General features: G+C 39.2%; 7 protein-coding genes. All 7 read right to left on the reverse strand.

Annotation, left to right across the window (positions count from 1 at the left end; translation table 11 throughout):
• Positions 1–167: 167 nt before the first annotated feature.
• Positions 168–419 carry an acyl carrier protein gene (locus V7K27_RS21375; protein ID WP_334950084.1) on the reverse strand — a complete coding sequence of 84 codons (252 nt, stop codon included), beginning with the start codon at positions 417–419 and terminating at the stop codon, positions 168–170.
• A complete protein-coding gene (locus tag V7K27_RS21380; protein WP_334950085.1) occupies positions 416–1,957 on the reverse strand; it encodes a class I adenylate-forming enzyme family protein in 1,542 nt (513 codons plus the stop codon). The genes V7K27_RS21375 and V7K27_RS21380 overlap by 4 nt, the downstream gene beginning before the upstream one ends.
• Before the next feature lie 57 nt (positions 1,958–2,014).
• Positions 2,015–2,554 (reverse strand): chorismate--pyruvate lyase family protein, encoded by a 540-nt coding sequence (locus V7K27_RS21385; RefSeq protein ID WP_334950086.1) that lies wholly within the window; start codon positions 2,552–2,554, stop codon positions 2,015–2,017.
• Positions 2,555–2,626: 72 nt separating this feature from the next.
• Positions 2,627–3,670 carry a methyltransferase gene (locus V7K27_RS21390; RefSeq protein ID WP_334950087.1) on the reverse strand — a complete coding sequence of 348 codons (1,044 nt, stop codon included), beginning with the start codon at positions 3,668–3,670 and terminating at the stop codon, positions 2,627–2,629.
• Between the two features lie 489 nt (positions 3,671–4,159).
• Positions 4,160–6,154, reverse strand: coding sequence for an ABC transporter ATP-binding protein/permease (locus V7K27_RS21395; RefSeq protein WP_334950088.1), 1,995 nt, complete (start codon positions 6,152–6,154; stop codon positions 4,160–4,162).
• 288 nt (positions 6,155–6,442) lie between these two features.
• Positions 6,443–7,858, reverse strand: a complete 1,416-nt coding sequence (locus V7K27_RS21400; protein ID WP_334950089.1) for an MFS transporter — start codon at positions 7,856–7,858, stop codon at positions 6,443–6,445.
• Between the two features lie 76 nt (positions 7,859–7,934).
• On the reverse strand, positions 7,935–12,515 hold the full coding sequence (locus V7K27_RS21405) for an amino acid adenylation domain-containing protein (protein ID WP_334950090.1): 4,581 nt from the start codon (positions 12,513–12,515) through the stop codon (positions 7,935–7,937).
• Between the last annotated feature and the right edge of the window lie 44 nt (positions 12,516–12,559).

Raw genomic sequence — 12,559 nt, forward strand, 5'->3', positions numbered from 1 at the left:
AGAATACTTGCGATCGCTTGCCAAATATCTTCTCCAGTTTTTATTGGCTTGTTTGGTTCTAATGGATTGATTTCAGCAGAATAGCTCATTGTAATCTTTTTGCTTCAGGTTTTTAGGGATACACTGGTGTATTTAGTTTTGCGAAAAAAGCCCATTTCCAAAAATTATCAGCCTTGCTTTTTATCGATCAGTTTCACAATAGTTGCTAGGCTTTGAAAATTTTCTGCATTAATCTCATTAACTGCAAATTTAATCCCAAAATTATTCTGTAATTTAAGTATAAGTGACATAGCATTGACAGAATCTAGACCCATACTAAAAAGATTGCTAGACTCGGATAAGTCTTCACTATTAATATTTGGTAAAACGTTTAAAACTACATTTGTAGTTTCTTGTTTAATTAAATCAATGTTTTTCATAATTTTATAGTTTCTGATAAATTATCAATTAAGTTTTTTCTTAATACTTTACCTAATGGACTTTTGGGAATCGCGTCACGAAATTCGATAATTTTTGGGATTTTAAAATCAGCTAACTTGCTCCTACAGTAAGATAGAATATCTTTTTCGTCATAAATCTCTCGGTTTTGAGGTACAATAACTGCTTTAATAATTTCTCCTGCATACAAGCCTTTGATGCCAACAACAACCGCTTCTTTAACTTGACTATGCGTTATCAGGATGTTTTCTATTTCTAATGGATCGACTTTATGACCTCCTGTATCAATGAAGATTTGCTTTCTACCAGTAATATAAATATGTCCGTCTTCATCCTTCTTGCCTAAATCACCAGTGAAAAACCAACCATCTTTAAATGTCTGTTGATTTATTTCTGGTTTATTACAATATCCTTTAGTCACTGCTTTACTTTTGACGATTATCTCTCCAATACTTCCAGTTGGTAGTTCTTTTTCTGCATCATCAATAATTTTAATCTCGATATTTTTTAAAGGTAAACCTACAGAATCATAGGTGTTATTTATATCTCGATCTAAATTAATCGCTATAGAACCAGCTTCTGTGCTACCATAAAGTTGTCTTACAGGAATGCCAAATCTCTGAATAAATTTATCAAAAATTTCTTTTGATAAAAAATTACCTGCCGAAAAGCATAGTTTCAACATGGAAACATCAACTTGAGTATCATCTGGTGTTTCTGCTAGAGTGTTCAAAATATAAGGAACAGCAGGTAAGATAGTAATTTTTTCTTTTTCTATAAGTTCTAATACCCTTGAACGTCTAAAAACAAATGGCACTTCAATAGTTTTTCCTTCATGCGAAACTTGTTCTAAAATCACCAGAGTTGCACCATTATATATAGCAGCTAACAAGCAATTTTCTAATCCATGTGCGTGATACAGTGGCACTATACATAAGATATTATCTGTCGCAGATATATTAGCTGTCTCACTCAAGTTTGTAATTTCGTGAGATAGATTATCTTGGCTTCTACAAACTCTTTTAGGTTTACCTGTAGAACCAGAGGAATATAGATAAAGCACATCACCTTTAAAAATAGAAGTGCTTTCTGTAATTATTGAGTTATCTACTTCTTTGGTAAGCGAATGAGTATGATTAATAACTATTAATTCTATTTTTTTGTCTATTTTTGAAATAATTTTGCGAATATTTTCTGATTCATGACTATTGGTAATAATTGCTTTAGTATTACTGTCTAGAATGTAGTAGCTGAGTTCTTCTTCTTTGAGAAGAGGATTGATTGGCAAAACTATAGCATTTAGTTTGGCAGTAGCGTAAAAGGCGATCGCAAATTCTGGACTGTTAGGCAAAATTAATGCTATGCAGTCACCTTGGACAATACCGATTGTACTTAAATGGTTACTTAAATGTGTAATATTAGCATAAAGTTCTTGATAGCTAATTCTCAAATTATCAGATGCGATCGCAGTTTTATCGGGATATTCCTTGACAATCTCTACCAGTCTTTTTTCTAACATTATTCCCTCAATAATTAAAACTATATGGACTCAAGCAAATCGCTAATTGTTTAAATATTAAACTTGGTTAATAAAATAGCTTTCAGGAAATTTTTCTGTAATCATTATTACTGGTTTTTTATTAGAAAAAACTCGATACGTCCGAGAAAGCATTTTGTCTTTTCTCGCTATATTAAAATAATCAGATAAGTCCTCAGATGTTTCTATTGCTGAATCGATTATTTCTTTAAATACCTCAAGTTTATGCTCTAACCATAGCCTACCCATTGGTTCCTGAGATTCCATTAGCTTGGAATTCAACCTGTTATCTAGTCTTTCAGGTACAATTATCGATTCAGCATAAATAAAATTATTTAGACTAATTTTACCTTGTAATAATATTTTTCTCTCAATTACTTGGGTGCCAATATCTAAATCTAGGGCTGGAATAGATTTTGTAATTATGACTACTTTTTCTGATAATTTGACCAACTGGATTTTTTCTAAAAAATAAGCTTCTAATATTTGTGTCAATGTGCCGTCAGTTGTTAGTAAAATTCTTTGAAATGGACTTAAGTTAAGTAGTTCAAGATGTTTAGATGTCAATGTTTCCTGCATTTCTACCTGAAGTTATATATACTTTTTGCGATTTTTGTTTGACCGATAATCTATGTAATAGTTATAAATGACTTACAGGCGAATAGCCTCAATTACGCTGACTGGAGGCGCTACTGGATGAATTTTTGTGATTGAAAAGCCTGCTGTTTCTAATAAAGCTTGATACTCAGCTTCAGTCCGTTCACGGCCTCCATAATTCAAAAGCATCTGCAAGTCGAGAAGTTTACCATAGAATGGTTCGTTGCCTGGAGGTATAACCATTTCGACTAGCAGCAGCTTACCGTCAGGCTGCATCGCTTGATAGCAATTTTTCAGAATGGCGATCGCTCTTTCATCATCCCAATCGTGAATAATATACCGCAGTAAGTAAGCGTCTCCACCTGGGGGTACTGACTCAAAGAAGTTCCCGCCAATTAGTTGACAACGATCTTGCAATCCAAAGTCTGCAATCAGAGGCTTGGCATCTGCAACTACATGGGATAAATCAAATAAAATCCCCTGCATTGTCGAATTCGCCTTGAGAATTGAGGCAATCAAAGTACCGCGTCCACCTGCAACCTCAACTAAATTGTGGATGGATGAAAAGTCATAACCTGCTGCGATCAGCGCATCTTGTTTATCAGAAAAACTACTAATGGCTTGGTTGTATATTTTAACGGCAGAGGCATCAGTAGCTAAGTAATCAAATATCTCCATCCCGAAGATATTTTTGAATACAGGTTTTCCGGTTTTGACACTTTCAAGTAGATGTCCCCAAGGTTGCCATTCCCAAGCTTGACCAGACTTGATAGCATAAGCACGCAGGGAGTCAGGGCGATCGCTTTGCAGGCATTGGGCAAGCGGTGTCAATTCAAAATAGCCTAAACTACCTTCAGTAAATATACCAACACTGGCAAGGGCGCGTAATAGTCGGTAGAGCGATCGCACATCTACACCAGCTATTGTTGCTAATTCAGCATAACTTTTAGAACCATCCTTGAGTAAATCAGCAATACCCAGTTGAGCCGCTACATAAATAGCTTGCGTAATCCAAGAACCTACGATTATTCGTTGTAATTCTTGTGTAGGCTGCATCTGATTTTTATCTATGGGATGTTGTACTTGAGTTTGAAACATAGACACTTAATGAAAAAAGTAATTTCTGAGAACGTTGATTTAGTTCTTGTCGCAACGCTGTAAGAATAGCTGCGATCGCAGCATAACTAACTCCTGATATGACTGATGACTTCACTCTTTTTTGATAAAGACTAATTTATCGTTGAAACAAACTTGCTTCCTTTAAATTAATATGCTGAGAATTTCAATTAAATAATCTCAGTTTTCTCAAGAAAATGCAATAGCATTTAGAACAATTAATTGGACAGTTAAGAAAGTTAAGAAAGTTAAGAAAGTTAAGAAAGTTAAGAAATCAATCACCAAAAAGCAATGTTATTTGCAAAGATTTAAGACATAATAATTATATAAATTTAAGTAAATACTTAGATAAAAATGTTGCACAGAAAACCTTAGAGGGTCAGGGTAAGAGCATCTCAATTAAGCTTGACACAAGGAACCGAGAAGTATTGGCATCAAAGGTGTGACCTAAACTCTAAAATTGTCAAACCGCTAAACTCTCAGCCATTTCAACACTCTTGGGTTCTTGTCATAGCGGTACGTCAAGCCGTCCTTAGTAGTAATAGAATCTCCTTTGCTTGCCTTACTTCTGATAGTGCTAATGGAATAATTAGTTAATTCACTTATTTCCTTATGAGAAAGCTTTTCACTTGTGATTGTTTCTGTCAATATTTGTGATTGATTTTGCGACTCATTATTAGGCGTGCTTTGAATATTTATTGTTTTTTGATTTCGATAATCCTGAACAGTCACAAGTTGCCAACTGGAATCTTGTGCAAGTTCTAAAACCCATTGATGATAATTAAAGAGACTCTCCCGATGTCCAACACTGATAAAAGTTGTTTTTGTTTCTTGTAATTGTTGATATAAATTACCTTCGTTTTTCAAATCCAAAGCGCTCGTTGCTTCATCTAAGATAGTGAAGCTCGGATGAGTAACTAACAATCGTGCAAAAGCAAGGCGTTGTTGTTCTCCCAAGGATAGGATATTCTCCCAAGGGACTTCTGCATCAAAGCCGCCAACTTTTTTCACCAAATTTTGCAGGTTAACTTCTTGCAAAACATCTTCGAGTTCTTGATCGCTGACTTGGCGACTTGTCTGCGGATAGAGTAGTTGTTCGCGTAAAGTTCCCAAAATGATATAAGGACGTTGAGGTAAAAACAAGACTTGTTCCAGAGGAGGTCGCAGCAGACGACCCGTTCCCGCATTCCACAAACCAGCGATCGCTCTCAACAGAGAACTTTTACCTCGCCCACTCGGCCCAACAATCAATAAGCCTTCTCCTGGTTGAACAGAAAGTGACAAATCTTCAACGATCACCTGTTCATAGTTTGGCGTTTGTAAGGTGACATTCTCGAAAGCTAAACGGTTTTCTTCTATTGTTTTTATACTACTGACATTATCTGGTTGTTTGGTAACTGCTTCTAACGCATCTGAAAACTCAGATAAACGCTCAACATAACTGGAAAATCGTCCAGAATTGCCAAATTCTCTAATTAATGTTGCCATAGCCGAGGCAAACTGATTACAAGCTATACTGGCTTGGACAACTTCTCCGAAATCAGCTTGACCGCTCATATATAAAGGTGCGAGTACCAGATATGGGAATATTTGAATAGCAGACTTATATGCTCCATCAAAAAGTTCCTGATTGTTCTCCCAATTAATCTTGCGTTCGACATTTTTTAGGAGATTAATAAATCTTCGTTGAATTATATTAGATTCTTGGTTTTCGCCCTGAAAAAAAGCTATTGATTCAGCGTGATTACGAACATGAGTCAGACAATAATTGTATTCTGCTTTCAGTTCTAGTTCTTCTTGATTAATTTTATTCAATTGTTGACCTAAGTAAATAGCAATCAAGTTACCTACGATTGTATAAACAACCAAAACAATTGCAATAAATTGGGAAATTGACCAAAGAATTACTAAAAAAGTCGTCATTTCCAGCACTTTTTCTAGGAAAATAGCTGAAAAACTCAGAGCATTACTGGTAATGGGTTCGATTTCTTGGGATATTCGTTGATCTGGGTTATCAACATCGGATCTAAAGTTGATTTTATAATAGGCACGATTGCTCAAATATTTTGATAATATGTGATTATTTAACCATTTGTACCAATCAAGAGCGATTTTTTTTCTGACAAGTTTAGAAAATCCGTTTAAGAGTGTTATGCAGACAAGAGCAGCGCCGAAAACTACTATTGTATTAATAAAGTTAGGATAATCTTTCTCTTCAATGACATCGGTTATATAGCGAGTCACGAAGCTATTAAAGGCAGTTACGCCCACTAGCGCGATTATTAATAAAATCAGGAGAATCAGCATCCCCCAGATCCGAATCACCTCTGGAAATACTCTTTCCCCAGACTCTGTGGGATACCAGTAAGGCTGAACGATCGCTCTTACATTCTCCCAAAACTTATTAGAAGCCGGAGGAGAAGGATCATTCTTTAAGGATTGACCGCGAGAAACTTTGGTTTGCATATTCTAAAATAAGCTGAACATCTTTTTTGATTGAAATACAAAAATACTAACCGATGAAAAAACACAGGATTTAATGTAGAGCAGAAATTTTGAATTTAGATACAAAAATTTTACGATTTATAGACTAAGTTAACAATTACCTATTTTGAAAAATCGAAAATTCATAAAATAAAATACAGCACTTTGCAAGTAAATGAAGTACACCCTTCTCTTACTTGGGGTACGGTGAATTACCCCCCTTAATCCCCCCTTAGAAAGGGGGGAAAAAGAAATCTAGTTCCCTCCCCTTTACAAGGGGAGGGTTAGGGTGGGGTATTTTTGTACAGAAGCTGTATCAGCAGCGATGCCTGCGGCGGGCGTAGCCAACGCAACTGCATTACTAACATTAGGCAGTTCATCTTCCACAAACCGTAGGCGAGGGTACAAGTAGGCAATACAGGTTTCTAAAATGGTCAAGACTCCCATAATCATAAGTAGAAGACCCATCCCACGACCTGACCCCACACCGATGATTTGTCCGATGCTTCCTGCTAAAGAACCGTCAGTAACCATTAATGGTTCAAAAACCTTCTCGGCTAAAGGACCAATGGTGATGTAGCCTAAAGGGAAAGCGGCTGCTTCAATCGCTCCTTTGATCGCAAAAACTCTACCTTGCACGCTAGGTTCTACTTTATTTTGCATCACAGCTTGTGTGGAACTGGAAATGATCGGTTGTGTTAGGAAAAATAAGAAGATACCAACACTGAAGATGACAAGAGAGGCTTGCAAACCGGCGACGAAAATAAATACGCCACTCAAAAGCATACACCCGTATATGGCATACATGTTGCGTTCTAGCCCTCCCCAGATGCTGACAAGCAAGCCACCTGTCAAAATCGCAATGCCAAATAGGGAAAGAATAGTTCCCAAAAAGCTTACTGAAACGAAATTTAACACTAGCGGAATAGTGATGACATTAATACCTCCCACAAGATAAAAACTGGAGGCTGAGAATAACACTAATCCCAGCAGTCCTGGTCGAGTGGTCAAATATGTCAATCCGTAAGTTGCTTCACTCAGGAATGAACTTTTTGCAGTTGCAACTGCACTTGTGTTAACTTCCGGGAACCGAACTAGCATCAGGGAGACAACAGCAATAAATACAGCCGTTACGTGAAACAAAATAATCCCTTGGAAATGGACAATGCTTAGTAAAACACCTCCGAGAGTTGGTGCAATGATTAGGGAAATACCAAACATCAGACTCATTAGCCCGTTGGCACGATTAAGGTGCTGTTTCGGCACTATTAAGACTGTCGATGCTGTATAAGCAGGTGTGTGAAAAGCCATGAAAACAGCAGTGAAGGTATTGGCTAGGTAAATGTGCCAGACTTCTAACCGACCGATGACAAATAAAACGCCGATCGCAATCGTTCCCAAACACGCCAAGACATCAGCGATAATCATTGTCTTTCGACGATCCCACTTATCTACCAGAGGCCCAGCGATCGGGGAAATTAAGATTAGCGGTAGAGTATTGAACAGAGAGACTAAAGCAAACTGGGTAACTGATCCGGTGTGATCGTAAACCCAGATATCTAAGGCAAAGGCAGTGGTACTCGAACCAATTAAGGCGATCAACTGTCCTACCCAAACAATGATAAATAGCCGCATTTCCTGTAAAACAGTCAGCCTTGTTTTTTCCATAATCTGTACATCTGACATATAAGTTAAGTACCTAAACAGAATTAATTACACGTATTCTTATTCTGTTCCCCCTGCCCCCTGCTGTTATATGTACCTACATTGCACGGCATTGAGAATTATGCCGCTGAAATAATAAGGAAAGATCAGTTAGGCGGCATTCGGGATTAGTAATTAGAAGCTCAAGCAACACTAGAAACTGAGTTACCGCACGGCTAATAGTAGTAGCATCAAACAAATTTATTTTGTAGCACCATTTCCCTTCAATACTTCCTAATGTTGTTTGTTGAAGATAAATATCCCAATCAAACTCCGCTGTTTTACTTTCAACAGACCAGGGATGAACAGTTAAATTTGTCAGTTTTAAATCTGATGGAGGCAAAAAGTTAAACATCACTTGATAGAGCAAAGAATGGCTTGGTTCTCGTTTTGGCTGTAGTGCTTCTACTAACTTCACGAAGGGAATTTGTTGTCGATGGTCAGCTGCTAAAAAACATCCACGCACCTGATACAGCAACTCTCTCAGACTTGGATCGCCCCCGAAGTATGTACGTATTGGTAATGTGTTAATAAAGCATCCAATAAGTCCTTTCGTTTCCAATTGCTGGCGATTGGCAAAGGGAGTACCCACAATAATATCTGACTGTCCGGTGTAATAAAATAGAACTATTTTAAAGGCTGTTAGCAGAGTGACAAATAAAGTTACATTGTGCTGTTGGCTCAGATGTTTAAGAGCATTTGTTAGGCTCTTAGGGATGATGAAAGTTTGACTTGCACCTTGAAAAGTTCGTACTGGTAAGCGCGGACGGTCAGTAGGTAACTGTAGTAAAAGTGTGCTATTGCCTAGTTGCTGCTTCCAGTAGTTAAGGTCAGACACGAAAGCAGGACGAGCAACCCACTGCTGTTGCCAATGGGCAAAGTCAGCATATTGGATGGGTAAATCGGGAAGCGGTGAAGGCTGACCATGACAAAATGCTGCGTATAATTTTGTTAGCTCCTGTAAAAACACACTCACAGACCAACCATCACAAACTAGATGATGGATAGTTATTATTAGTAAATGCTCGGCATCAGAGAGCCGTAGCAGCTTGATGCGTAACAAAGGCTCTTGTTCTAGATCGAAAGGCTGGTTTTTTTCCTCGCTCACAAATCTTTGAGCCAAAGCCTTTCGCTCAGTTTTAGATTCAGAAAGTTTTCGCAAATCTACCGCCGAAAATGGCAATATGGGCTGTTGAGCAATTTTCTGAACCACTTGTTTATCTGCGATGGGCTTTGCCCCGCTGGAAGCGATCGCAAAAGTAGTTCGCAAAGCTTCGTGACGACGCACAATTTCCACGAGGCTTTGCACTAGAGCATTGACGTTGAGTAAACCCGTCAAGCGATAAGCCAGTAGAATATTATAGACAGGAATGCCAGGATGCAATTGAGCTAATATCCAAAACTCAAGCTGAGTCAAAGAGATTGGCAACTCTTTTGTGTTTCGAGGTACTGGTTTGAGAGATGGAGTTATGAGTAGCAAATCGTTTTGGCGGTATTCTGAAATTTGCCGATCTAGCTCGACTACTGTCGGGTAATCAAACAGACAGCTTATCGGTAACTCCACTTTGAAGGTTTCTCGCAACCGAGCAATGACTTGCATTGCTGATAGGGAATGCCCTCCTAATGCAAAGAAGTTGTCGTGGATACCAACTTTTTCTAGTCCTAAAACATCACTCCAGATTGCTGTCAAAACTTCTTCAGTTGCAGTACGGGGTGGGATCAAGTCTGTAGAGACGTTACGTGTTTCCCGACTCAAAGGTGCTGGTAAAGCACGGCGTTCTATTTTACCACTGGGGGTTAGAGGTAGGGCATCCAGCAACTTTACAAAAGCAGAAGGTAGCATATATTCAGGTAGCTTTTGTTTGAGATAACAAAGCAGTTCGCTGGTGTCTAAGTGCTGTTTGGGGACAATGTAAGCGACTAGGCGCTTGTTTCCTGGTTGGTCAACTCTGGCGATAACTACTGCTTCTTTTACCTGCGGGTGTGCGGCGAGTACGGTTTCAATTTCTCCCAGTTCGATGCGAAAACCCCGCACCTTCACTTGATTGTCAATTCGACCGAGAAATTCGATGTTGCCATCAGGTAAATATCGAGCGCGATCGCCTGTCTTATACAAACGACTCCCGTCTTTCGCAAATGGGTTAGGAATGAATTTCTCAGCCGTCAATTCCGGGGAATTAATATAACTTCTGGCGATCGCAACACCACCGATATACAATTCTCCAGGAACTCCAATTGGTAATGGTTGCAGATGGCGGTCAAGGATGTAGATTTGCGTATTTGCGATCGGGCGACCAATGGGCGGAAGTGGCGAAGCATCTTTTAAAGTAAAACTTGTTACTACATGGCTCTCCGTTGGGCCGTACTGATTTTGCAGCGTACAACCAGGAAGTTGACTAAAAAAGTTGACTAAAACAGGAGTAACTTGTAACTGTTCTCCAGCAGTCATAATCTGACGCAAAGATGCAGGATAAGATTTAGAAATAGAGGCGGCGTTGGCTAATTGCTGGAGGGCGACGAAGGGCAAAAATAGTCTTTCTATCTTTTCTTTGGCAATTAACTGTAATAATGCAAACCCATCTTTCTGTATTTCTGCGGTGATTAAAACTAAGGTTCCGCCGTTACACCAGGTAGAGAAGATTTCTTGAAAAGAGACATCGAAGTTGATGGAAGCAAATTGCAAAGTTTTGGCACAACTTAAAGCACTTTCGCCCATTTGCCAATATAAAAGGTTCACCAAAGAACGCTGACTCATGGCTACACCTTTGGGCTTACCAGTTGAGCCAGAAGTATACATGACATAAGCCAAGTTCTCTGGTGTGACTTGACTCACAGGATTTTCCTCACTGTTTTGGCAGAAATCCGATGTATCTATGCAAACTACTGTTAATGATGGCTCAGATAAGGCAATTGATGAATCTGTCAGCAACACCGACACTTGAGAATCACTCAACATATAGGTTAAGCGTTCTTGGGGCGATCGCGGATCTAAAGGTACGTAAGCGCCACCAGCTTTGAGGGTTGCCAAAAGTCCTACTATCATCGATAAAGAACGCTCAACGCAAATCCCTACCCGCACTTCTGGTTTTACCCCAAGTTTTTGTAGATGGTGCGCTAACTTGTTAGCCTGACAATTTAACTGCTGGTAAGTCAGTTGTTGGGATTGGAATGAGACTGCTACTGCATCCGGTGTCCGTTCCACCTGTTCTTCAAACAACTGAGCGATACATTTGTGAGGATAATCTGTTTTGGTATCATTCCATACTAAGATTTGGCGTTGCTCAGTAGCAGTTAGCATGGATATCTCTTTTACCGTCTGCTCGACGTTAGCGATCATACCCTCTAACAAAGTCACAAGATGCCCGATCATGCGGTTAATCGTTTCAGCATCAAAGCGGCTACCATCATAAAGAATGCGTAGAAATAACTCTTGTCCTGGTACGGCAATGACTGTGAGTGGATAATTGGTTTGTTCAATGACTCGCCGTTTAGTAATCTGGATGCTGCCACCTGGATTTGATAAAGACGTATCGTGTGGGTAGTTCTCAAACACCACAATGCTTTCAAACAGGGGTAATTCTTGGGGAATTTCACTAATAGCCTGAATTTCTACTAACGGACACCAAGAATACTGCGATCGCTCTACCTGTTGAGCCTGCAATTTCCTCAGCCATTGCCATAAAGAAGTTGCTGTTGGTACTTTCACCCTGACTGGTAGAGTATTAATGAATAGTCCCACCATAGATTCCACCCCCGATAAAGTGGGAGGACGACCGGAAACAGTTGCTCCAAATACTACCTCAGACTCATCGGTGTAGCGACTGAGTAAAAGCGCCCAAGCAGCTTGGACGAAAGTTGAAAGTGTCAAATGATACTGCTGTGCCTGAGACTGTAAAGCAGCAGTTATAGTTGCCGATAAATAGCAGTGCTGCTCGTGATAGGTTTTTGGTTGTTGTAAATTGTGCGCCTCACCCCGATCTAGTAGCAGACGGGTAGGGCTAGTAAAGCCATGAAGTTGTTGTCCCCAAAATGTTTCTGCTGCTTTTAAATCTTGTTGCTGTAGCCAATTTATGTAATATCGGTAAGGACGGGGAGTATTTAAATATAAATAATTGCCTTTAAGTAAGGCATTGTAAAATACAAAGACTTCTTTGCAGAGAATTGGCCAACTCCAGCCATCAATCAGCAGGTGATGAAAGCTCCAGACAAATTCGTAAGTATCATCAGCGATTTGAATTAAGGTGAAGCGCATGAGTGGAGCTTTGTCAAGAACGAAGCCTTGGACTCGATCTGCTTGTAAGAAAGCTTCTAACCGCTCTTGTTGTTCTGTTGCAGATAAGGAACGCCAATCATAGTTCTGCCAAGGTAACTCTACTTGCTTACATACTACCTGAAGAGGCTCTTCCTGCTTTTCCCAAACAACAAGGGTACGCAAAACTGGGTGACGCTTCACTACTCGCAAACAGGCTTGCTGAAGCACTATAATATCTAGATTTCCAGAGAGCGTTAAACAGAACTGCTCAAGATATACTCCAGATTCAGGCTCATACAGAGTATGAAAAAGCATACCCTGCTGCATAGGAGAAAGAGGGTAAATAGATTCAATATTTTTATTTTTAATTATTTCCAGCTTGGTCATAATTCGTAATTAATAAACTACTCATCTTCTCTCTTCCTCTGTGT

The sequence above is a fragment of the Nostoc sp. genome, from assembly GCF_036919575.1.
In the GTDB taxonomy this organism is placed as follows: Bacteria; Cyanobacteriota; Cyanobacteriia; order Cyanobacteriales; family Nostocaceae; genus Nostoc.

What these genes read in the sequence shown, in the direction of transcription:
- V7K27_RS21375 (WP_334950084.1), bottom strand. Translation starts at nt 419, where the DNA reads ATGAAAAACATTGATTTAATTAAACAAGAAACTACAAATGTAGTTTTA.
- V7K27_RS21380 (WP_334950085.1), bottom strand. Translation starts at nt 1,957, where the DNA reads ATGTTAGAAAAAAGACTGGTAGAGATTGTCAAGGAATATCCCGATAAA.
- V7K27_RS21385 (WP_334950086.1), bottom strand. Translation starts at nt 2,554, where the DNA reads ATGCAGGAAACATTGACATCTAAACATCTTGAACTACTTAACTTAAGT.
- V7K27_RS21390 (WP_334950087.1), bottom strand. Translation starts at nt 3,670, where the DNA reads ATGTTTCAAACTCAAGTACAACATCCCATAGATAAAAATCAGATGCAG.
- V7K27_RS21395 (WP_334950088.1), bottom strand. Translation starts at nt 6,154, where the DNA reads ATGCAAACCAAAGTTTCTCGCGGTCAATCCTTAAAGAATGATCCTTCT.
- V7K27_RS21400 (WP_334950089.1), bottom strand. Translation starts at nt 7,858, where the DNA reads ATGTCAGATGTACAGATTATGGAAAAAACAAGGCTGACTGTTTTACAG.
- V7K27_RS21405 (WP_334950090.1), bottom strand. Translation starts at nt 12,515, where the DNA reads ATGACCAAGCTGGAAATAATTAAAAATAAAAATATTGAATCTATTTAC.